General features: G+C 60.4%; 21 protein-coding genes. 10 read left to right on the top strand and 11 right to left on the bottom strand.

What is annotated here, in order from left to right; all coding sequences use genetic code 11:
- The first annotated feature begins 95 nt into the window (after positions 1-95).
- Positions 96-1343: an MFS transporter gene (locus ACPPVV_RS10860; RefSeq protein ID WP_426699906.1), complete on the top strand. Its 1248-nt coding sequence runs from the start codon at positions 96-98 to the stop codon at positions 1341-1343.
- Between the two features lie 125 nt (positions 1344-1468).
- Here ACPPVV_RS10860 and ACPPVV_RS10855 read toward each other — a convergent pair whose 3' ends face one another.
- Entirely contained in the window at positions 1469-2740 is a 1272-nt protein-coding gene (locus tag ACPPVV_RS10855; protein WP_426699905.1) for an ectonucleotide pyrophosphatase/phosphodiesterase, read from the bottom strand.
- Positions 2741-2790: 50 nt separating this feature from the next.
- On the opposite strand from ACPPVV_RS10855, the gene ACPPVV_RS10850 reads away from it, so the two are divergent.
- Entirely contained in the window at positions 2791-3213 is a 423-nt protein-coding gene (locus ACPPVV_RS10850; protein ID WP_426699904.1) for a hypothetical protein, read from the top strand.
- Between the two features lie 54 nt (positions 3214-3267).
- Here ACPPVV_RS10850 and ACPPVV_RS10845 read toward each other — a convergent pair whose 3' ends face one another.
- Genes ACPPVV_RS10845 through ACPPVV_RS10830 form a run of 4 tightly spaced genes read right to left on the bottom strand, consistent with a single transcriptional unit; the run spans position 3268 to position 7019 of the window.
- Positions 3268-3780: a methylated-DNA--[protein]-cysteine S-methyltransferase gene (locus tag ACPPVV_RS10845; RefSeq protein ID WP_426699903.1), complete on the bottom strand. Its 513-nt coding sequence runs from the start codon at positions 3778-3780 to the stop codon at positions 3268-3270.
- Complete coding sequence (locus tag ACPPVV_RS10840; RefSeq protein ID WP_426699902.1) at positions 3777-5279, bottom strand: AlkA N-terminal domain-containing protein; 1503 nt, start codon at positions 5277-5279, stop codon at positions 3777-3779. The genes ACPPVV_RS10845 and ACPPVV_RS10840 overlap by 4 nt, the downstream gene beginning before the upstream one ends.
- A 49-nt stretch (positions 5280-5328) precedes the next feature.
- Positions 5329-5934, bottom strand: coding sequence for a cytochrome b (locus tag ACPPVV_RS10835; RefSeq protein ID WP_426699901.1), 606 nt, complete (start codon positions 5932-5934; stop codon positions 5329-5331).
- Entirely contained in the window at positions 5934-7019 is a 1086-nt protein-coding gene (locus ACPPVV_RS10830) for a catalase family peroxidase (protein WP_426699900.1), read from the bottom strand. Before ACPPVV_RS10830 ends, ACPPVV_RS10835 begins: the two co-directional genes overlap by 1 nt.
- 163 nt (positions 7020-7182) lie before the next feature.
- Between ACPPVV_RS10830 and ACPPVV_RS10825 the strand changes: the two genes are divergently transcribed.
- A complete protein-coding gene (locus ACPPVV_RS10825) occupies positions 7183-8406 on the top strand; it encodes a GAF domain-containing sensor histidine kinase (RefSeq protein WP_426699899.1) in 1224 nt (407 codons plus the stop codon).
- Here ACPPVV_RS10825 and ACPPVV_RS10820 read toward each other — a convergent pair.
- A complete protein-coding gene (locus tag ACPPVV_RS10820; protein WP_426699898.1) occupies positions 8393-8761 on the bottom strand; it encodes a response regulator in 369 nt (122 codons plus the stop codon). The two genes, ACPPVV_RS10825 and ACPPVV_RS10820, sit on opposite strands and share 14 nt — an antisense overlap.
- Before the next feature lie 361 nt (positions 8762-9122).
- Between ACPPVV_RS10820 and hutU the strand changes: the two genes are divergently transcribed.
- Genes hutU through ACPPVV_RS10805 form a run of 3 tightly spaced genes read left to right on the top strand, consistent with a single transcriptional unit; the run spans position 9123 to position 12542 of the window.
- Positions 9123-10793 (top strand): urocanate hydratase, encoded by a 1671-nt coding sequence (hutU, locus tag ACPPVV_RS10815; RefSeq protein ID WP_426699897.1) that lies wholly within the window; start codon positions 9123-9125, stop codon positions 10791-10793.
- 34 nt (positions 10794-10827) lie between these two features.
- The gene (locus ACPPVV_RS10810) at positions 10828-12120 is read left to right on the top strand and encodes an AAA family ATPase (RefSeq protein ID WP_426699896.1); all 1293 of its coding nucleotides are present in this window, start codon (positions 10828-10830) and stop codon (positions 12118-12120) included.
- A 59-nt stretch (positions 12121-12179) separates the two neighbouring features.
- Positions 12180-12542, top strand: coding sequence for a hypothetical protein (locus tag ACPPVV_RS10805; protein WP_426699895.1), 363 nt, complete (start codon positions 12180-12182; stop codon positions 12540-12542).
- A 256-nt stretch (positions 12543-12798) separates the two neighbouring features.
- Here the strand turns inward: ACPPVV_RS10805 and ACPPVV_RS10800 are convergent, their stop codons facing one another.
- Positions 12799-13074: a hypothetical protein gene (locus ACPPVV_RS10800; protein ID WP_426699894.1), complete on the bottom strand. Its 276-nt coding sequence runs from the start codon at positions 13072-13074 to the stop codon at positions 12799-12801.
- A 154-nt stretch (positions 13075-13228) separates the two neighbouring features.
- The gene (locus ACPPVV_RS10795) at positions 13229-14251 is read right to left on the bottom strand and encodes a hypothetical protein (RefSeq protein ID WP_426699893.1); all 1023 of its coding nucleotides are present in this window, start codon (positions 14249-14251) and stop codon (positions 13229-13231) included.
- 401 nt (positions 14252-14652) lie between these two features.
- Here ACPPVV_RS10795 and ACPPVV_RS10790 point away from each other — a divergent pair, with 401 nt between their 5' ends.
- From ACPPVV_RS10790 to ACPPVV_RS10775, 4 genes are all read left to right on the top strand, one after another.
- Positions 14653-15498 carry a hypothetical protein gene (locus ACPPVV_RS10790; RefSeq protein WP_426699892.1) on the top strand — a complete coding sequence of 282 codons (846 nt, stop codon included), beginning with the start codon at positions 14653-14655 and terminating at the stop codon, positions 15496-15498.
- Between the two features lie 69 nt (positions 15499-15567).
- Entirely contained in the window at positions 15568-15795 is a 228-nt protein-coding gene (locus ACPPVV_RS10785; RefSeq protein WP_426699891.1) for a hypothetical protein, read from the top strand.
- Between the two features lie 143 nt (positions 15796-15938).
- Positions 15939-16409 (top strand): hypothetical protein, encoded by a 471-nt coding sequence (locus ACPPVV_RS10780; protein WP_426699890.1) that lies wholly within the window; start codon positions 15939-15941, stop codon positions 16407-16409.
- Positions 16410-16620: 211 nt separating this feature from the next.
- Entirely contained in the window at positions 16621-17304 is a 684-nt protein-coding gene (locus ACPPVV_RS10775; protein ID WP_426699889.1) for a hypothetical protein, read from the top strand.
- A 41-nt stretch (positions 17305-17345) separates the two neighbouring features.
- Here ACPPVV_RS10775 and ACPPVV_RS10770 read toward each other — a convergent pair whose 3' ends face one another.
- From ACPPVV_RS10770 to ACPPVV_RS10760, 3 genes are all read right to left on the bottom strand, one after another.
- Entirely contained in the window at positions 17346-18209 is an 864-nt protein-coding gene (locus tag ACPPVV_RS10770; RefSeq protein WP_426699888.1) for an IS3 family transposase, read from the bottom strand.
- A complete protein-coding gene (locus tag ACPPVV_RS10765; protein ID WP_426699887.1) occupies positions 18206-18502 on the bottom strand; it encodes a transposase in 297 nt (98 codons plus the stop codon). Before ACPPVV_RS10765 ends, ACPPVV_RS10770 begins: the two co-directional genes overlap by 4 nt.
- Before the next feature lie 261 nt (positions 18503-18763).
- A complete protein-coding gene (locus tag ACPPVV_RS10760; protein WP_426703218.1) occupies positions 18764-20623 on the bottom strand; it encodes a M61 family metallopeptidase in 1860 nt (619 codons plus the stop codon).
- Positions 20624-20651 lie beyond the last annotated feature (28 nt).

Raw genomic sequence — 20651 nt, 5'->3', positions numbered from 1 at the left:
GCACGGATGCCATCGGTTCACGACGTATGGTTGACGAGCATGGCCAAGGCAGGCGGTACGATAGACAGCCTCCACAGCCAGCACGGTTATTTTCGATGGATGAGTCGGCACGGAATTTCATCCGCCACGGCACACCGGCATTTCGGCACACCAACCTCGCGCTGTTCGCGGCCGGTTTCGCCACCTTCGGTCTGCTGTATTGCGTGCAGCCGTTGATGCCGGAGTTCAGCCGGGACTACGGCGTCAGCGAGGCGGGCGCGGCGTTGTCGCTGTCGTTCACCACAGGGGTGCTGGCGTTCGCGATGCTGTTTGCCGGCGCGTTGTCGGATGCATGGGGACGCAAGTCGGTGATGGTGGCGTCACTGCTGTCGTCGGCGTTGCTGGTGTTGGTGACCGCGGTGATGCCGAGCTGGCCGGCGTTGCTGTTTGTGCGCACATTGCTGGGGCTCACGCTGAGTGGCTTGCCGGCGGTGGCGATGACGTATCTCGGCGAAGAAATGGCGGTGGAGTCGATCGGACTCGGCATGGGTCTCTACATCAGCGGCAGTGCGGTCGGCGGCATGGGCGGACGACTGATCACCGGCGTGCTGGCCGACTTCTTCGGCTGGCGTTTCGGCGTTGGCGTGGTTGGCGTGATCGGCCTGCTGGCTGGACTGATCTTCTGGCGTGCGCTGCCGCCGTCGCGGCATTTCGTGGCGCAACCGTTGCGCTGGCGCGTGGTGCTGAGCCGTTTCACCGGCATGTTCCACGATCGCGGCCTGCCGTGGCTGTTCGTCGAGGGTTTCCTGCTGCTTGGTGCGTTCGTCACCGTCTACAACTATCTCGGCTATCGCCTGCTGGCGCCGCCGTACAACCTGAGCCAGACCGTGGTCGGGCTGATCTTCGGCATCTATCTGGTGGGCACGTTCAGTTCGGCCTGGATGGGCCACCTGGCCGGCAAGCTGGGGCGGCGCAAGGTGTTGTGGACGGCGTTCGCGCTGATGCTGGCGGGCGTGGCGTTGACCATGACGCAGCCACTGCTGCTGATCATGCTCGGCATCGTCGCGGTGACGTTCGGCTTTTTCGGCGGTCACTCGATCGTCAGCAGCTGGGTCGGGCGCCGCGCCGGCGCGGCGAAGGCGCAGGCCTCGTCGGTGTACCTGTTTTGCTACTACATGGGTTCCAGCATCGCCGGTGCCAGCGGCGGTTTGTTCTACGCCTCGCACGGCTGGAATGGCGTGGCCCTGTTTGTCGGTGCGCTGGTGCTGGCCGGCTTGCTGATCGCGTTGCGATTGTTCCGACTGCCGCCGCTGGTGAATGTGGCGACGCCACCCACGCCGATGAGCAAGGGCGCGATGCCGTAGCGCGTGCTTTGCTCCTCACCCTGCTTGCAGGGGGAGGTCGGGAGGGGGTGCCTTTGATCTTTCCTGGCACGAAGAGCGACCCCACACCAGCCTTCCCCTGCAAGCAGGGAAGGGAGCGGGAAGTTTCAGCGTGCGGCGGGCTTCAGCACGCCTTTCACTGCGTCGTAGTTGCCATCGTTCACGGCGGCGGGAATGCCCAGGAGATGGGCCATCAGCGGATAGACGTCGAGGTTCGGAAACGCTGCCACTTTCGCGTCGGTGCGGAACGCGGGGCCGTGCGCCACGAACAGCGCTTGCATCAGCGGCTCGGCATTGTCGTAGCCGTGTTCGCCCAGGCTCAGACGGTCCTTGCGCTTGCTCACGTAGTCGCTGGTGGTGATGCGCCAGTGGCTGTTGGCGAGGCACAGCAATTGCGGCACCCGGGGGTTTTTGCCATAGGCCAGGCGCGCGGGAACGCGGGTCTTGTCCCAGCATTGCATGTGTTGCTGCGGCTGTTCCAGGGCCTGTTCGACCTTCGCGAAGTTGGCACGATCTGCTGCGTCATTCGACTTCGGATTGAAGCCGGCCAGGATGCCCATGCTTACCGTATTGACCTGGCCGAGCGGAACAAGCTGGTCCATCAGCACGCTGTTCGATGCAGGCACACCCGCCATGCCATGGTCGGAAAGCACGATCAGGTTGATGCGGTCGAGCAGGTTGCGTTGCCGGAGGCCGTCGACCAGCCGCGTCAACGCCGCATCGGTCTCGCGCAATGCATCGTTGACCTGCGGCGTGTCCGGACCGTAGACGTGGCCGGCGTGATCGACGGCGTCGAAGTACAGGGTCAGAAACGTGGGGCGCTGGCTGGCCGGCAGATCCAGCCACGCCAGCACCTGGTCGACGCGCTGATCGGCGGTCACCTTGCCGTCGAATGGCTTCCAGTAGTCAGGGTGATGGCCGCGGATGTCCGCTTCCGAACCGGGCCAGAACATGGTGCCGGTGCGCAGGCCGTGCCTGTCCGCGGTTTCCCAGATCGGCGTACCTTCGGCCCACCAGTGGCCGTCGCTGACGGCCTTGCGGCTGGCCAGTGAGAACTTGCCCAGTTGCGGATCGAACATCGTGTTGTTGACGATGCCGTGGTGATCGGGCGTGAGGCCGGTGACGATCGTGTAGTGGTTCGGAAACGTCAGCGAGGGAAACGCCGGTTGCATCGAGGCGGCCTGCACGCCGCCTTTCGCCAGCATCGCCAGGGTCGGGCTGAGTCCTCGATCGAGGTAGTCGTGCCGGTAGCCGTCGATCGAAATCAATAACAGCGGCGTGGGCTTGCTGGTCGATGTCGTGGCGATCGGGCGCTGGCTGGCGCAGCCGAAACTGAATGCTGCCATTGAACACAGCAGCAGGCGAAACAGGATTTTCATATGTGGAACCTTACGATGCGATGGACCCTCCCCCATGATCGCTCGCCGTCATGACCATTACACGTACCGTTCGGCACTTTCCCCTGAAGTACGCGCTGTTGTTCGGTGCGCTGGTGTTGGCGCTGCCCGGCATCGCCGGCGCCTGGCAATCCACCAGGCAACCGGTGATCAGGCCGGTGCCGTCGAACGTGGCGAACCTGAGGTTCCAGCAGGTGCAGCAGCAGCAACACACGATCGACCAGTTGCAGAAGAGCCAGTTGCAACAGCAGCTTCGCCAGAGTGTGTCCGACAACGCCCGACGTCCGACGACGAGCAACGTGCTCAGTCAGCAGCAGTTGGATGAGGCCGATCGTGCGCGAAGCGATCGCGAGCGCGCGAGGCAGCAGGATTTGCTGGACCGTGAGCGGGACAACGCGACACTGCCGCGAGTCGTTCCGAAGGCACTGCCTGCGCCCGCACACAGCAGTCGTTGATCGAACCGCGGTGACCTATCGTGTCAGCGGCGTGCAACGTGCCGGATCGGTACGTTAGCCGAACAGATCGCCACGTGCGATGCGGTCTTCCATCGCGAGCAGGAAACGTTTCGTCGGCAGCCCGCCACCAAAACCGGTGAGGCTGCCGTCTGCACCGATGACGCGGTGGCAGGGCAGGATGATCGGCAACGGATTGCGTCCATTCGCCGCACCGACCGCGCGCACCGCCAGCGGCTTCTCGATACGCCGAGCCAGTTCGCCATAGCTGATCGTGACGCCGTACGGGATCCGTCCCAGCTCGTGCCATACCTCCAACTGGAATGGCGTGCCGACAGGGTGCAGCGGCAGATCGAAGTGCTGGCGTTCGCCGGCGAAATATTGTTCCAGCTGCACGCGCGCGAATGCCAACGGCCTGGCGGCACGCACCCAGCCCGGATGCGCTTTCTTGGGATGGCGTTCGCGTTCGAACCAGATCTCGCGCAGGCCGCGATCGTCGGCGACCAGGCGCAGCGTGCCGACCGGGCTGTCCATCTCGTCGTAGTGGATCGTGCCAGGCAGGGTCGTCATGCGATCGCCTCCGGTTTTCTTTTGCGTGGCGGCGGCAGGGCTTCCGAGGCACCACGCCACAGGTGGATCACCGCGTAGGCGCGCCATGGTCGCCATGCATTTGCGCGTTCGGTCAGCGCCTTCGTGCTGAGCGGCACGGCGTCCGTGGTTGCTTCACGACGCAGGATCAGGTCCGCCGCAGGGAACGCATCCGGATTGCTCAGTGCGCGCATGGCGATGTAATGCGCGGTCCACTCGCCGATACCAGGCAAGGCGATCCAGCGCGCCACGAATTCATCCAGGGTCTGCTCTGCGCTGAAGTCCACGCGGCCGTCCAGCAGCGCTTGTGCCACGCCGCTGATCGTGGCGGCGCGCGCCGCCGTGAGGCCGATGTCGCGCAGGTCGGCTTGAGCCAGCGCCGCGGGCGTGGGGAACAACCGATCCAGGCCGGCCATCGGTGCGGCGGACAACGGTTCGCCCCAGCGTTGCACGATGCGCATCGCCAGCGTGCGCGCTGCAGCCACGCTGATCTGCTGTCCGAGAATCGCCCGTACCGCGATCTCGAAACCGTCCCAACCACCGGGCAGTCGCAGGCCGGGATGACGTTCGATCAGCGGACCGAGGCACGCGTCATGCCGGAACGTGTCCGCGATCGCTTGCGGGTTGGCGTCCAGGTCGAACATCCGCCGCAACCGGGTCACCACGCCCAGCAATTGCGTCGGTTGCGGGCAATGCAACTGCAGCTGCAGCGCGTGCGCACCATCCGGCCACGCGCTCAGGCGCAGCCATCCGGGTGCGTCGGCGGGGCCGAATACGCGCGCGTAGCTGTCTTCGTCGACCAGCTCTACACCGGGCAACGCGCGCGTGCGCAGAAACGCGAGCAGCGCCGGAAAATCGTGTGGCGGTCGATAGCCAAGCCGCAGCACCAGCGCCGCACCGGGTGCAGCGCGAGGATGCCGGCGCAGTTCGCGCGGCGGGATACGGTTCGCCTGTGCAAACGCCGCATTGAACCGGCGCAGGCTGCGGAAACCGGACGCGAGCGCGACCTCCGTCACCGGCAACGCCGTCTCCGTCAGCAGCTGTTTCGCAAACAGCAACCGGCGCGTCGTGTGCACGCTGATCGGCGGCGCGCCGACGCGTTCCACAAACAGCCGACGCAACTGGCGTGCGCCGATGCCGACGCGAGCTGCCAGATCCTCCAGCGAGTGTTCCGCCAGCACGCCAGCCTCGATCAGTTTCAACGCGCGCGCGACCACGTGATCGCCGTGTTGCCATTGATCGTTGCCCGGTGCGAGCTCCGGCCGGCAACGCAGGCAAGGCCGAAATCCAGCCGCTTCCGCCGCCGCTGCGTTCGCGTAATAGCGCACGTTCTCGCGCTTCGGCGTCGGCGCCGGGCACACCGGCCGGCAATAAATGCCGGTGCTGCTGACGGCGGTGAAAAACAGGCCGTCGAAGCGCGCATCGCGGCTCAAGCGTGCTTGTTCGCAGATGGTGACGTCGGGCAGGGCGGGTTCGGACATGCGTGCAGGCTAGCACCGGTCGAGCATGCAGACTCGCCGTTTTCGGACATCAATGCAACGTGGAAGAAGATGGCCTCCGCTCGATCTCCGCGGCCGCCTCGACGGGCGGTCGCGATTCACTGCGGCGCCAGGTCATGCTCGACAGCACACCGTCGCGACGGATCAGGCCGTGATACAGCGCCGCCGCCATGTGCGCCACGAACGTCAGGAACAGCAGCATCGCGAACCACGCATGCATGTGGCGCAACACGGCGAACGCGATCGGGCTGACCGGGAAGATGGGCGGCAGCCGCAGCGAGCCTCCCAGCATCACCGGATATCCGCCGGCCGACAGCATCGCCCAGCCGATCAGCGGCATCGCCAGCATCAGGGAATACAACAGCCAGTGCGATGCCAGCGCCGCCAGTTTCTGCAGCGCAGGCAGGCCTGCCGGCAGCGGCGGTGGCGGATGGCGCAGCCGCACGGTCAGCCGCACTACGGCCAGGATCAGGATCGCGATGCCAAGCGGCTTGTGGATGCGCAGCAGCCAGTCGTGCCGCTCGGAGACGGACGCGACCATGCCGATGCCGATGAACAGCATCGCCAGGATCATGATCGCCATCAGCCAGTGCAGCACGCGCGCCGCGAGCGTGAACATGTTCGGATCGGCCTTCATCACTTCGTCTCCGGCTGCGGATGGATGGCGGCGGTGCCAGGCAGGTGCGCTTCCTCGCTGGTGCGGCGAAGATAGGAATCCGCATAGGCGGCCGAGCGTGCGGGCAACAGCGGATCGTCGGAGGCGACGATACCCGCCGGAAGCACCAGCGGGTCGTAGTTGATATCGCGGCAGGGGCCACTGTCTTGCGGCTCGGTCTGTTCCAGCACCAGCGTGCCGGCGTCGATCATGCGGCGGTCGTCCGGCCATGTCTTCGTTGCGTCGTTGGTCGGGTCGCTGGGATTGGCCAGCGTCACCTGCAGATGCCAGCGCAACGATCCCCGCGTGAGGCGTTCGGTCAGGTCGTTCGCCAGGTAGTCGGTGTCGTCGGCCTTGCTGGTGTTGTTGTCGGCATCCGACGCTTCCGGGGTCATGCGCCAGCGCACCGGCTGGTGCTTGCTGTTCGCGTCGACGAACACGAACGCATTGAGGCTCCAGTAACTTTCCGTCGCGAAACTCGCGGACGGCCTGGCCGTCTTCGCCCAGGTGCGGAACGCCGCGGTTTCCGGATGCGCGGCGAAGAAGGCGGCGATCTTCGCGGGGTCCGGCTTGCCGGTGGCCGGGTCCGGCTGCTGCGCCTGCAATTGCGCGTAGAACGCCTGTGGCGTGGCGACCGGAAATACGGGCATGCTGTTCATGCCGGTACGCCACTGCTGGCCGTTCGCCTGGGTGAAACGAAGCGCCATGCTGCGGATCGGCACGCTGCTGTCCGGCGCGTACGGGTTGCCGCCGGGGATCGCGAAGCGACCGACCACCGGTGTGCGGCCGGCTGCGAATACCTGCGCGGCTGAATACGCCTGCGCCTGGCCATTGCTGTCGAAATAGCCCGTCACGCACACCCCTTTCGCGTGGTTGCGGCGATAGCCGGCAAACGTGCCGGCGTTATCCTGCAACTGGTCCACCAGCTTTTCCGGAGTGAGCCGGTGCGGCGCCAGCCAGCCGCCGACATAGCCGAACGACGCGACGGCGACCGCCACGGCGGCGGCGATCAAGGTCCATGATCCGATCCGGCGAGCCGGCGAATCGGATGAGGCAGGTTCGTTCATGTCCAGCTCCTGGCCGTGAGTGATGGCAAAAGGGGCAGCCTGGCAAGCCACCTAGTGGTCTTCGCCTGAAGCCAGCGGCCAGTTACCTGCATGGCCCCGCGCGCGGCGTCGTCGACGGTTTTTCATCACCACAAATTCGGGCGGCGGAGATAAGCTTCGCGCTATGCCCACAGACAATCATCACGCGCTCAGCGACCCCGGTGTCTTCCTGAACCAGGTGGCCCACGACGTAAACATCATTGGCCAGCTTGGTTCGGTCCCCACCATCCTGCAGACGGTTGCGCATACGACCGGCATGCGCTTTACCGCCGTGGCCCGCGTCACCGAGACGACCTGGACGGCCTGTGCCGTGCACGACCTGATCGACTTCGGCCTGAAACCCGGTGGCGAGCTGGTGCTCGAGTCCACCATCTGCAACGAGATCCGGCAGCATCATCAGCCGGTGGTTTTCGGCCACGCCAGCGCCCACCCGATTTTTTCGCAGCACCACACACCCAAGCAGTACGGCATCGAAAGTTACATCTCCATCCCGATCTTCCGGCTGGATGGCGAATTCTTCGGCACGCTATGCGCGATCGATCCGTTGCCGGCCAACCTGGACGACCCGAACATCGTCAAGACGCTGGAATTGTTCGCCAAGCTCATCGCCGCCGAAATCGACGTGCAGGAACGACTCGAGCGCAGCGCCAGCGCGCTGCTGGATGCGCAGGAGACGGCCAAGCTGCGCGAACAATTCATCGCCGTGCTCGGGCACGACTTGCGCAGCCCGCTCAGCGCGATCCAGATCAGCGCCGATTTGCTGCAGACGATGGAGCCGACCGCCCGCGCCGAACGTGTCATCAACCACATCCAGCGCAGCTGCGACCGCATGACCGAGATGGTCAGAAACATCCTCGATTTCGCCCGTGGCCGACTCGGCGGCGGCATCCCGGTGGCCCTGAAGGTGCAGGGCAATCTTGCCGATGCATTGCAGCACGTGATCGCGGAAGTGCAGGGAAGTCATCCCCATCGGGACATCCGGGTCGCGATGGCCATCGATCATCCCGTCACCGTCGATGCTGGCCGCCTCGCGCAGTTGCTGGCCAACCTGCTCAACAATGCGGTGGCCCATGGTGCGGTCGATCAACCGGTATCCGTCGCAGCGTGCTGTGACGGGCAAGGTTTCGAGCTGTCCGTGACCAACGGCGGCGTACCGATTGCGGCCGAAAAGCTTGCGCGGCTTTTCCAGCCGTTTTCGCGCGAGGCGGATGCCGCGCCGAAACCGGGTCTTGGCCTGGGGCTCTACATCGCGTCCGAGGTGGCCAAGGCGCACCAGGGCACGCTCGGTGTGTCGTCGACCGAAGCGGGTACGCGGTTTGTCTTCAGGATGCCGCTCAGTCCGGCCTGACCTGGTTCAGCGCATCGAGCAGCGCGTTCAGGCGGAAGGGTTTTTGCAGCACGGTGCAATCGGCATAGGCCGCCGGCAATTCGTCGGCAGCCAGGCCGGTCAGCACGCATGTCGGTACGTGCCTGGCGTTGAGCGATGCCAGCAGGCCTTCCGTGGTGGCCGCGGCGAGCCGGTAATCGATCAGCGCGAAATCCGGACTCGACGTATCCAGCAACGCGTGCGCTTCCTCCAGCGTGGCGACCGGGCCAAGCACGCGGTACTGCCTGGACTCCAGCGCGATCTCCAGCGTCGCCGAAATCATCACGTCGTCTTCGACCACCATGACCTGCGGCCAGTTAGGGGATGTGGCATTCATGTCGGTCAGTCCTGGTGGTTCTGGGCGGGGCTTGCCGAAGAGTGAATCGGACTATGCATCGTGGGGATGTGGGCGAGGTTGCTCGATCCTCTGGCAAGCACGTCTGCAGCAGTTCGTGTCATGGTCTTGGGTGTCGACTACAAACCCCATCGCGCGAAGAGGGGGCGAAGGAAATGCATGCGGGCGTTGATGTCCGGATGCGCGAGCTGCTCGCCGGGCATCGCAAATCAGCCCAGTCGACGGGGGAAACGCCGTCCTTTCAGGCTGTGGCTGCCAGGGCGGACGGCACGTCGAAAGGCATCTGCGTCCGCTTTTCGCCTCGCCTATACTCGGTGGTCTGTCCCACCAGAGCCTTGCCACCATGACCGCACCCACCCGCATCGACACCACCCGCACCATCCGCGCGCCGCGCGGCACCGAGCTCAGCTGCAAGAGCTGGCTCAGCGAGGCGCCGTTCCGCATGCTGCAGAACAACCTCGATCCGGAGGTGGCGGAGAACCCGGCCGAGCTGGTGGTGTACGGCGGCATCGGCCGCGCCGCACGCAACTGGGAGTGCTTCGACGCCATCCTGCGCTCGCTGCGCGAGTTGAACGACGACGAGACCCTGCTGGTGCAATCCGGCAAGCCGGTCGGCGTGTTCCGCACGCACAAGGACGCGCCGCGCGTGCTGATCGCCAATTCCAATCTGGTGCCGGCCTGGGCCAACTGGGAGCACTTCAACGAGCTCGATAAGAAAGGCCTGATGATGTACGGCCAGATGACCGCCGGCTCGTGGATCTACATCGGCTCGCAGGGCATCATCCAGGGCACCTACGAAACCTTCGTCGAGATGGGCCGCCAGCACTACGGCGGCAACCTGAAGGGAAAGTGGCTGCTCACCGCCGGCCTCGGCGGCATGGGCGCGGCGCAGCCGCTGGCCGCCTCGCTCGCCGGCATGTCCAGCCTCAACATCGAATGCCAGCAGAGCCGCATCGACTTCCGCCTCAAGACCCGCTACGTCGACGAGCAGGCCAGCGATCTCGATGACGCACTCGCACGCATCAAGAAGTACACCGAAGCCGGCGAAGCAAAATCCATCGCACTGCTCGGCAACGCCGCCGATATCCTGCCCGAGCTGGTCAAGCGCGGCGTGCGTCCCGATGCCGTCACCGACCAGACCAGCGCGCACGATCCGGTCAACGGCTACCTGCCGCAAGGCTGGACGGTGGAGCAATGGTTCGAGCGCCGCAAGAACGATCCGCAGCGCACCCGCGATGCCGCCAAGCACTCCATGCGCACCCACGTCGAAGCGATGCTCGCGTTCCACGCGCAAGGCATCCCCACCTTCGACTACGGCAACAACATCCGCCAGATGGCCAAGGACGAAGGCCTCACCAACGCCTTCGCGTTCCCCGGCTTCGTGCCCGCCTACGTGCGCCCGCTGTTCTGCCGCGGCGTCGGCCCGTTCCGCTGGGTCGCGTTGTCCGGCGATCCGGAAGACATCTACAAGACCGACGCCAAGGTCAAGGAGCTCATTCCCGACGACGAACACCTGCATCGCTGGCTCGACATGGCGAAGGAGCGCATCAGCTTCCAGGGTTTGCCGGCGCGGATTTGCTGGGTGGGGCTGGGGTTGCGCGACAAGCTGGGGCTCGCGTTCAACGAGATGGTGCGCAACGGGGAGTTGAAGGCGCCGGTGGTGATCGGGCGCGATCATCTGGATTCGGGCTCGGTGGCGTCACCGAATCGCGAGACCGAGGCGATGAAGGATGGCAGCGATGCCGTGTCCGATTGGCCGTTGCTCAATGCGATGTTGAATGTTGCGGGTGGTGCCACCTGGGTGTCGCTGCATCATGGCGGTGGGGTAGGGATGGGGTATTCGCAGCATTCCGGTGTGGTGATCGTGTGTGACGGCACCAAAGAAGCGGATGAGCGGATTGCGCGAGTGTTGTGGAACGATCCTGCCTCAGGCGTCATGCGGCATGCGGATGCGGGGTATGAGGTGGCGGTGGAGTGTGCCAAGGAGCGAGGGTTGAAGTTGCCGATGGTTTGACGGTCCACTCACTATTAATCTTGAGGCAAATAAAATGGCATTAAAGGCTGTGAAGGGAAAGACTCTAGTAGTCAAGAACTTCTCATGTATTGAGAAGGCTAGTTTTAAAATAAATGATTTAACATTAATCATAGGTCCTCAAGCCAGCGGAAAAAGCGTTCTGTGCAAATTGTTTTATTTTTTTCACTCCATTCCAGACGAACTGCCACGGTGGGTGCAGGATGTGAGCAAAGGAGGGGATTTAAAGGGAAGAATTTTGGAGCGCTTCTCCGAATGGTTTCCGCCAAGTAGCTGGGGAGGCCGTCAGTTTTCAATTACCTATTCAACTGGCGAATTTTCACTCTCAATCACTAAGTCCCGAAGTAGGGACCCTAAAGCCAAATTGGTCGGATCTAAAAATTATGAAGATTTGTTTAATAAATTAGTTGGCATTTATAAATCTAGCAGGGAAAGCAAGGCGGCAAGAGAGAACGCTGAAGTTGATAATGGCTGGAGACTCTACACTGTATTGGATCGGACAATCGAATCTTTGATGGGTGACGAGAAGCCGCTTGGTCAGCTTTTTATCCCTGCTGGTCGTTCATTCTTTACGAGTGTAGGTAAGATCGTGGCTGCGTTCGAGGCAGGCGGTATCTTGGACCCGGTTGTTTCCCGATTTGGCAGGCTAGTCACACAGCTGCGTGAGCATGCATTTTTTGAAGGCGAACCGAAAAATAAGAATCTGTCCATTATTGAAGGTTTGATAGGTGGTCATGTAATTCGAGAGCGCGGGCGAGAGTTCTTGTCAACTCCCGATGGTAGAAGTATTCCATTCTCCGCGCTCTCATCCGGCCAGCAAGAGCTTCTTCCGTTATTTGATGGGCTTCGCTTCTCCCAGTTCTCGGAACAGAATAACCTTATTTATATCGAGGAGCCTGAGGCGCATCTGTTTCCAAGTGCGCAAACTGAATTGGTGGGAATGTTTGCTCAACTTATCAATAGCGGTAAGAGAAAGGTGGTACCTCGGTCAAAAAATAAAATTCTCGCAAATCGCCAAATTGTTTTGACAACGCATAGTCCCTACGTCTTGGCTAAAATAAATAACTTGATCAAGGCCGGAGATCTTGGCTCCCGCGTGACCGGTGAAAAGAAAAAAGCCCTCGAGAAGGTAGTCGATCCCTCTTGCTGGATTAGCCCAAGAAGTGTCTCGGCCTATAAAATCGTTGATGGTAAGCTTTCTTCCATAATCGATGAGTACGGTCTGATAGATGGAGATTATATTGACAGCGTATCAGCGACCACTGGAATCGAATTTGACGCGCTCATAGACATTGAGGTGTCTCTATGAGTTGCAATCCGCATAGGACGCGTAGTTCAGTGTCGAACATAAAGATTGAAGATAATGGAATGTCTGCCATCTTTGCAAACCCACGAAGGCAGATTTATCATATTATTAAAGTTGACGGAGGTTTGGTCGAACAGCAACGTGCAGCCGATTATGTTGTTTGCAGGCCGGGGGTGGGAAATCTTGTGGTGGAATTAAAGGGCAAAGATGTGGGCGTTGCTTGTGGGCAAATCGAGGCGACGCTATCCATAATGAATGGATGTAAAGATAATCGATTCCCGGTTGCTGGGTTGATCGTTTGCACACGAGTTCCATGCTTTGACACGAAGGTTCAAGGCCTGAAGAGTTATTTTGCGAAAAAATACAAAAGCCGCCTTACAGTATGCTCGTCAAAAAATAAATTTGACTTCGAAAAGCTATTTTAACTTAAGGTGAAACGGGATCACCATTTCGCAGGGAATAAGGGGTCAGGTTAATTTACAGGCCCTGGTTAAATGAACCTAAAATACAAATAATGGTTCACCATTTCGCCGTCCTTAGTCAATAGGCTCGCACTTGTTCTTCCTCGGTGACGCGGAGGAGTATGTGCCCGTCTTGTCGCTGACCACCAGTCGCTGTGTTTCATGCGGCGCAACAGAAACAGGGTCAGGTTCACTTCAACAGAAACAGGGTCAGGTTCACTTAATTGTCAGCGGTAACTGAACCTGACCCCGTTCGTTCATGCCTTAGCACAGCCCGATGTTTTCGATCTGCCACCTGAGGGCTCGCGGAAGGAGCCTCAAGGAGTTCCAGCATGTCTGTCAGAATCTCGATGACGTCCCAATAGATCTTGGCAAGCAGGCTGCCCGGATGGGCGAGTTGTTTGTTGTCTAGCTTGGCAGTCGCTTCTGTGGTGAAGGCGACACCATCGACGGACAGCTTAGGGACGACATGGTTTGTGTAACTCAGTTCTTTCATGGACTGTTATGTTCCCTCCCAAGATATATGGAAGATGCCTGGCTGGTTCGAAACAAACACGGACCAAAGTCACTTTTCGCAATTTTGCGTTCTGACTCAATTTTTCTTAAGTGCGTGCTTCTGACGTTCGAGAGTCAGATTCCAGAAAGCTGGGTCATAACCCGCAAGCGTCGTCATGCTGAGATTGTTCTTGGAATTGTATGATCTGCCGGAAAATTTCTTGAATATCTAAGCCGAAACGTGAACGGTTTTCGGGAAAAACATCCATCATGAACAATTTGTCCCATATCTGTTGCCAGTGCTCTGCAAACGCTGCGGGATACATTAATAGCCGCTGATCTATATCTTGCTCAGGCAGGTCTGTTTCTTCCGCAAGGCGTAAGCGCATCCGAAGTGCCCATGCTGCTCGTTCACTTGTGCGCATAGACCTGATCATTTCCACTGTCAGAGCCTCATAAGCAATAGCGGTGAAGGATTCAGGTACGAAGAGAACTCCATCTCCAGCCTGTTGCGATGCTGATTCAGCGATATCCCGTAGGTGAGGATTGTTGTCTCTCCATCTTCGATAAAATTCCTTGGTTCCATCAAGAAGCCGGCGCGGTAGGACATCATCAAGACATCCAACCAAAGCTAGAGCGGGAGCACGTGGTCCTTCTGTGAGTGCTCCGATTCCAGCGAAGCCTCTACATGCGGCGATGAAGACCATAAGATTGCATCTTGTCGCCACATTCAGTTCCGCCAGCTCGGGTAGGAGCTCACTCCACTCCAAGAACTCCAAGCCATCGACGCCATTAGGTCCTTCAAGTCCATCCTCATTTCCATGTGCCTCAATGTGCAGGATCGGTTTGGCGTCAGTATTTTTGGCGTATCGAGTGGCTCGCCTGATAGCACGAATTGCCTCTTCTTTACTCCCGCACGGGATGTAGCAAGACCATCCAGTTCTCCATTGCTCCATCCACTCATGTAGCAATTTTCCGGTCTTCATTTCTGTATCACCCGCTGGGAGCCACTCGATGATCCAGACATTCGATGTGTTGATCGAACCGCTATGCGGAGGACGAGGAAAGCACTCCCGCAGTGCATTTTCCATATCTGTAAGTTCGGTCATAGCGGCATGCTCATAGGAATGAATCCAGATTACAGCTTCGTCGCCTCGTACCGGCTTCACGTCAGCCAACATCTACACCTGACGCTGGCATCGTGCCGGCGCCCCCACTGTCGGCAATGAGCCGCTGAGTGTCGCGGGCACCACCGGCCGCCTGCCCACGCAACGGAGTCTGTGCGGAACGCAGGCGGCTCAACCAACCGATACGCGAAGAACGGGGTCAGGTTCACTTCCTGACCACGGAAAACTTGGGTCAGAGTGAAAAAGAGGGCAGGTTCATTTGGTAAATAACCATGCCCATTTGATGGATATGGCGAGCCGCACGAACTAGGCGTATGGTCCGAAAACGGCGCTGATCAGGGGTGAGGCGTGGTCATGCACAAGGAAGGCAGCATCGGCGCGACGGCGACGATGCAAGGCGGGGAATCATCGAGGCATTCACAATGCGAAATCCAAACCACGGGGAATTCCACATGTCACGTTTCCATTTTCTCCGTTGCGCCATGTGCGTGAGTGTCAGCCTGGCTGCTGCTTGCATGTCGCTGCCCGTCTTCGCCGACACGCCGGTTGCAGTCACCTTTGCGGCAAACAATGTCTGGGCGCAGGAAGTCGGCAACCTCACCCGTTCCGACAACACGCTCGATTACACGGTTGCCGTTGCGGCGGGCAAGACATTGCAGCTCAACTTCCTGGGCCGCAATCCCAACGTGTATTTCAGGGTGACAGACCAGAGCCACGACAAGGTCGTGCTGGATAACCGCAAGACGGGTGAATCCACCTGGTCAACACCGAACGTGACGGCCACCACGTATGCGATCCGGGTCTATATTGATTCTGCCGCGATAAAGTCCGACGAAACCGCGAAATTCGCGTTGCAGGTCGGGCAATTCGGGGCCGAAGACATGCAGTCACCGGCGACCGCAGTGACATTCGAAGCTGGCAAGCCATGGGCGCAACGAGATGGAATACTGGCCTCCGGTGCTACTGCGTACAACTTCACCGTTGCCATCGCGGCCGGCATGACAGTCAAGGTCAATCTCGTCTCAAGCAACCCCGGGTTGCACTTCAAAGTGAATGACCAGACCCATGACAAGAATCTGGTCGACACAAGCACGACCGGGGCGAACACCTGGTCCGAATCGGTTGCGGCAGCTACGAATTACGCCATTCAGGTGTACGTCGATCCAGCGGCGATGCCGTCCGGACAACAAGCACGGTTCGCCCTGCAGGTCGGGCAATACGCTTCCGGGGACACACAACCCGCGAAGCCCGCCAGCGTGAACACGGCCGCGCCACCTGCTGCGGTCACATCGATGTGATCGCCTCCGGCCTCCGTTCAAAAAAGGTGTCAGGGACGAATGGCACTGACTTAAGCATCATGGATGTCCATGAAGCCGCAGTTCTTTGCATGCAAGGCCCCGGTGTTCGGTCAAAAGTGGGAAGGGTTTGGGCCTTCGCTTGACCGCGCGTGGTTCGATGCGGCCAGGGCGTTGTCCGACGCGCCGTTTGGCGATGAGGCGCAACAGATCCCATGCGGCGTCCTCGAGGTGAGCCAAGTAGTGTCGGCTCGCCATACACAGTTGCAGTGCGTGCTTGAAACTCAGTTGGCGCGGTGAGAAAAGGTGTCAGGGACAATTATGGCAATAGAACGGGTCAGGTTCATCTAATCGGGTTTGAAAACAAGAAAACAGGGAAATAGCTGAGTCAAAAACCCATTAGTTTTGCTATTGGCATATCATCTTTCATCAGGATTCTTCTCATGCATTCACGTCGCTGGCTAGCACTGCTGACCTTGCTCATTGCTCCAACGCTGACGCACGCCCAGTCACGGATCACCGTCTCGCGGGTCATTCCTTACCATGAAGGCGTTGGGAGTGATGCCCTGCGAACTCAGTGCGACTGGAATACGCGGTTGAGCGCTGAACTCGTTACGGATACCCACGGTCAGGTGGTGGCAACGGATCAGGATTTGGCCATGTCCCCTGGCGCGACCTTGCACATGTCCATCGTCAACGTGCATGCCATTGGCGGCGGCCATTTTTCGGGCCCGAAATGGGCTGAACTCAACGGCGAATTACGCGACCACGGGAAGCTGCTGGGCTCATTTACGGCCAGACGTCAAACAAGCCGTGGTTTTTCCGCATGCTCATCGCTCGATCACGTGGGAAAGGCCATTGCTGAAGATGTTGCCAGTTGGCTAAAAGCGCCCGTGCTCGACGCACACCTCTGATCTCAGAAAAAGTGTCAGGGAAAATTTTTAGATTGGCTATGCGTCGCTCAAGGTGTCCGGCAAACCCGGGCCATCTCAGGTTCACTTAATTGTCCGCGGTAACTGAACCTGACTCCGTTCGTTTTGGACCCCGTTCGTTTTGACAGGCATCGAGTGAGCAAATTGTCCCTGACACTATTGTCCATGATGCTATTTACCCTGCGGGCATTGCATGACAGTCGATGCAAAAAATCTGCGCGAGCGAGCCAGTGCGGCGTTGAATGTGCTGCATCATGTAGAGCGTGCCTTGGGAAGTCTTGCTCTCATCGGCTCTGAGCGCTCTGCCACGACAATACCGCTGATACTTGCGTCCATTGATATCGCCGGGTCGATATACGCACTACTGATCAATCAGCCGGAAAAATCTTGGATGGCGGCATTGATCATGCAACGGGCGCAGATGGAATACGTGTTGCGGGCGGCTTTCTTCGTTCGTGCTGCTAGCGAAAGGGAGGTGGCGCGCTTTCGTCGTAGTGGCAAAATGCCAAAACGAGGCAAGAATCAGATTTACATTTTTGACGTAGCAAATGAGGCTGCACAATATCTCGGCTGGGATCGCGATCGCTTGTTGAGTACGGTCAAGAACCAGTACAGGGAGCTGTCAGGCCTCGTTCACGGAGGTAGGGAAGTTCTAGCCATCTATACGATGCATGAGGAGTGGGGAGACATTGATATTGATTGGAGCGAGCTGATCGCATCGGTCGACAATATTTTGGTGTTCGCTCAACTGGGCCTGGCTGTGGCAATGAGCATGTCGCCTTTGGATCCGGAAAGTCTAGATAAAGCAGTTCGTCCCGCCTATGGCGTCGCCCGCGACTACTTTTCCGGGCAAAAGGATAATAAAGGGGACGAATAAGGGGACGGAGTGAGGTGGCCCGGCTTTTTCGGACACGTTAATTAAGCACTCGCCACCTCGTCGTCGACAACAGCGGGTATTCGATAGCCGAGTGTTTGATGCAGCCGTTTGCGATTGTAGAAGCCTTCGATGTAGCTGACGATCGCGACTCTCGCGGCATCGCGTGTCGTGAGCGCTTCGCCGTGGACGAGCTCGTTCTTCAGCGAGGAGAAGAAGCTTTCCGCGCATGCATTGTCGTAACAGTCTCCGTGACGGCTCATGCTGGGCAGCAGGCCGTCGACGGCCATCAGGCGACGGTAGTTGCCTGAGCTGTAAAGCACGCCGCGATCCGTGTGATGGATCAGCCCTGCCGCCGGTTGGCGATGCGTGATCGCCATGCGTAACGCTGCTGACACCAGTGGCTCGTCATTACGATCAGACATCGCCCAGCCAACGACTTTTCGCGAGTAAAGGTCGATCAACACAGCGAGGTAAAGCCAACCTTGCCGGGTGCTGATGAAGGTCACGTCACCGACCCAGCATGGGTTGGGTCGTTCGGCCTGAAACTTCCGACGAATCAGATCCGGCGCCGTATTCTTATGGCGTCGCGCGTAGTGGGTCACCTTGAAGCGACGCCGGCGACGAGCCTCTATGCCGTTTTCGCGCCTCACTCGCGCAACGCGGTGGCGACCACAAGCGATCCCTTCGGCAACCAGTGCCTTCCACACCTTTCTTGCGCCGTAAGCTTCTCGCGACGCGATGTGGATGCGTCGGACATGTGCCGTCAAGGTGAGATCATCGCGCCAGTGTGTACTCGGTCCACGACAGCGCCAGGCGTAATAACCGCTGCGACTGACCGACAACACACGACACATGCCCGTGAGCGAGAACTGGCCGGAATGAGCGCGCACGAAGTCGTACTTCATGGCAGTTCCTTGGCGAAGTACGCTGCCGCTTTTTTTAAAATGTCACGCTCCTCCGTCATGCGCGCCAGCTCGCGCTTGAGGCGCACGATCTCCGAATCCTGATCCGCATGTTTGCGACCCGAGCCGGGAAAGGACAGCTCACCGGATCGGACCTGCTCGGCTTTCCACTTGTAGAGCTGGTTCCGTCGGATACCCAGATCAATGGCTACCTCTGATGCCGGACGTTCGCCCGCATCGAGCAACCTGAACGCTTCGCGCTTGAACTCCGCGGTGAACCGTTGGCGCTTGACCATGTGACACCTCCCAGGGGATTGTCCCCGTTCAAAGGTGTCCGTCAAACCCGGGCCATCTCAGGCTGACCCTGTTTTGTGTCCGGTGCTACTCGATCAGATGACCGTGGCGACATGAAAACGTGGGGAACCTCAGCCCTCGTTACCTTGAATTCTTCGGCAGGGCGAGCTGACACAGGCTGCGCAAGCACCGCTGCTGGTGGTTGCGCGATGCGCTGATCAGCTGGCGGGCATCACTGCCCGCCGCCGAACGATGTGCCGTGGTTACTTGCGCGCGGTGGTGATCTCGCCGATCACGTCCTTGCCCTTGGCGCGGACCAGGTGCGGGTACTTCAGGCCGCCGTGGTAGTCGATCTTGACGGTGCTGTAGACGTTGACGTTCTTGACCAACAGCTCGATCGGCGCGCTGCCGCTCTTGGCGGCGGTGACCGCATCCTTCAGGCTGTCGGCTGAGAAGTCCTTGCCGTTGACCGCGACGATGGTGAGATCGGGAACCAGACCGGCCTCGAACGCGGGGCCGCCCCACTGCACGTCGCGGACCTCACCCTTGGCCGATACCGACATGCCCAGCGAGTAGGCGAGGTTGGCGCCGTGGTGGATCTTGTCGGCGGCCTTGTCGATGTCGTTCGGCTTGTCGGTGTAGACCAGCTGCCAGCCACCGTTCTCGATGCCGTGCTCGGGCAGGTTGTCGCCGGTGTAGTCGAGGCGCTCGCGCAAGAACTTCGCCCAGTCGTATTTCTGCACCTGGTCAAGCGTGGCGACCACATCGTCGAAGGTGTAGGTCTTGGTGACGTAGCTGCCGTTTTCCATGCCGTAGAAGGCGCGCGCGAAATCATCCAGCGAGTGCTTGCCGCCGCTGAGCTGGCGGATCTGCGTGTCGACATCCAGCCACAGCAGCTGGCCTTCCGGGTAGAAGTCGGTGCCGCGGCGCCAGTTGGCCCAGCCGCCGCCGCCGAAGTAGGTGAGCGGCGCGGCGTCGGCGGTGTCCTGCAGCGAGCGCCACGAGCGGCCGGTGCGATAGGACATCTGCGCCGCTATCGAGGCCATCGAATCGCGGTACTGCGCTGGCGTCCACAGGCCCGAGCGTGCGGTCAGCACGCCGCACCAGTAATCGGTAAGGCCTTCGTAGACCCATAGCAGGTCGTCCTGCATCGGCTCCATGAAGGTCGGCGTCCACAGGTCGGCGGGGCGGCGGAACTTGCCGTTCCAGGAGTGCACGTATTCGTGCGGCATCAAGCTCGCCGCCAGCGTGTGCATGGTGTCGTCGGTGAAGAAGTCGGCCGGCAATCGGTCGTCACTGGACTGGTGATGCTCCAGGCCGAAGTGGCCGGTGTGGTCGGACAGCGTGAGCAGGAAATCGTAGTGCTCGTAGTGATGCGCGCCGAACAGCTTGGCGGTCTGCTGCACCACCGCGCGCTGGGCGGCGAGCTGCTTGTCGCTGAGCTTGACGTCGTCGGCCCCGTCGCCCACCACGTTCAGGTGCACCGGCACCTTGGCGCCCGGATCGAGATCGACGCGGTTGAAATACTTGCCGGCGATCAGCGGCGAATCGACCAGGTTGTTGAAGGTGAGCGGCTTGAACTGGGTGGTGTTGCCGGACTGGCTGGCGATCTGCATCGCAGTGCCGAACTTCCACCCGGCCGGCAGCGTGACGCTGGGCTGGATGGTGATCTGCCGGGTGTAGTGGCCGGCCGGATAGAACGCGGTCTGGTTGAACTCGACGTCCACCAGGTCCGGCGTGGACGATGCGCTCGCGCCGAATTCACCGCCGTCACCGGGCGAGAGAAACTGGAACGACAGCTCGATCTGGCTCACGCCCTCGGGGACCTGCACGTTCAGCGCGTACATCTCGCGCAGGTCGCGGCGCCAGGCGAGCTGTTTGCCATTGGCCTTGATCACCACGCCGGCGACGTTCTGGATCGGGCCGGACGGCGCGTGTTCGCCAGGAATCCATTTCGGGTAATACAGCGTCAGCGGGCCGGGCGTCACCGGAATCGTCTCGTGCACCCGAAACACTTTCTTCGGCGCATCGGTCAGATCGACCACGACAGTGAGGGTGCCGGCGTAGGGCTGATCCACCGGTGCGGGAAGATCGGCGGCTACTGCGGCGGAGGCGACGGACATCGCCAGCGCGCTGGCGACGGAGAAGGCA

The organism is Rhodanobacter sp. Col0626 (assembly GCF_049994385.1).
GTDB lineage: Bacteria > Pseudomonadota > Gammaproteobacteria > Xanthomonadales > Rhodanobacteraceae > Rhodanobacter.
Note: the sequence above shows the minus strand (reverse complement) of the source record. Positions and strands in the feature narration are given on the sequence as shown.

Bases quoted from the DNA above. Each gene is read 5' to 3' on its own strand.
- ACPPVV_RS10860 (WP_426699906.1), top strand. From the start codon at position 96: ATGGATGAGTCGGCACGGAATTTCATCCGCCACGGCACACCGGCATTT.
- ACPPVV_RS10855 (WP_426699905.1), bottom strand. From the start codon at position 2,740: ATGAAAATCCTGTTTCGCCTGCTGCTGTGTTCAATGGCAGCATTCAGT.
- ACPPVV_RS10850 (WP_426699904.1), top strand. From the start codon at position 2,791: ATGACCATTACACGTACCGTTCGGCACTTTCCCCTGAAGTACGCGCTG.
- ACPPVV_RS10845 (WP_426699903.1), bottom strand. From the start codon at position 3,780: ATGACGACCCTGCCTGGCACGATCCACTACGACGAGATGGACAGCCCG.
- ACPPVV_RS10840 (WP_426699902.1), bottom strand. From the start codon at position 5,279: ATGTCCGAACCCGCCCTGCCCGACGTCACCATCTGCGAACAAGCACGC.
- ACPPVV_RS10835 (WP_426699901.1), bottom strand. From the start codon at position 5,934: ATGAAGGCCGATCCGAACATGTTCACGCTCGCGGCGCGCGTGCTGCAC.
- ACPPVV_RS10830 (WP_426699900.1), bottom strand. From the start codon at position 7,019: ATGAACGAACCTGCCTCATCCGATTCGCCGGCTCGCCGGATCGGATCA.
- ACPPVV_RS10825 (WP_426699899.1), top strand. From the start codon at position 7,183: ATGCCCACAGACAATCATCACGCGCTCAGCGACCCCGGTGTCTTCCTG.
- ACPPVV_RS10820 (WP_426699898.1), bottom strand. From the start codon at position 8,761: ATGAATGCCACATCCCCTAACTGGCCGCAGGTCATGGTGGTCGAAGAC.
- hutU (WP_426699897.1), top strand. From the start codon at position 9,123: ATGACCGCACCCACCCGCATCGACACCACCCGCACCATCCGCGCGCCG.
- ACPPVV_RS10810 (WP_426699896.1), top strand. From the start codon at position 10,828: ATGGCATTAAAGGCTGTGAAGGGAAAGACTCTAGTAGTCAAGAACTTC.
- ACPPVV_RS10805 (WP_426699895.1), top strand. From the start codon at position 12,180: ATGTCTGCCATCTTTGCAAACCCACGAAGGCAGATTTATCATATTATT.
- ACPPVV_RS10800 (WP_426699894.1), bottom strand. From the start codon at position 13,074: ATGAAAGAACTGAGTTACACAAACCATGTCGTCCCTAAGCTGTCCGTC.
- ACPPVV_RS10790 (WP_426699892.1), top strand. From the start codon at position 14,653: ATGTCACGTTTCCATTTTCTCCGTTGCGCCATGTGCGTGAGTGTCAGC.
- ACPPVV_RS10785 (WP_426699891.1), top strand. From the start codon at position 15,568: ATGAAGCCGCAGTTCTTTGCATGCAAGGCCCCGGTGTTCGGTCAAAAG.
- ACPPVV_RS10780 (WP_426699890.1), top strand. From the start codon at position 15,939: ATGCATTCACGTCGCTGGCTAGCACTGCTGACCTTGCTCATTGCTCCA.
- ACPPVV_RS10775 (WP_426699889.1), top strand. From the start codon at position 16,621: ATGACAGTCGATGCAAAAAATCTGCGCGAGCGAGCCAGTGCGGCGTTG.
- ACPPVV_RS10770 (WP_426699888.1), bottom strand. From the start codon at position 18,209: ATGAAGTACGACTTCGTGCGCGCTCATTCCGGCCAGTTCTCGCTCACG.
- ACPPVV_RS10765 (WP_426699887.1), bottom strand. From the start codon at position 18,502: ATGGTCAAGCGCCAACGGTTCACCGCGGAGTTCAAGCGCGAAGCGTTC.
- ACPPVV_RS10760 (WP_426703218.1), bottom strand. From the start codon at position 20,623: ATGTCCGTCGCCTCCGCCGCAGTAGCCGCCGATCTTCCCGCACCGGTG.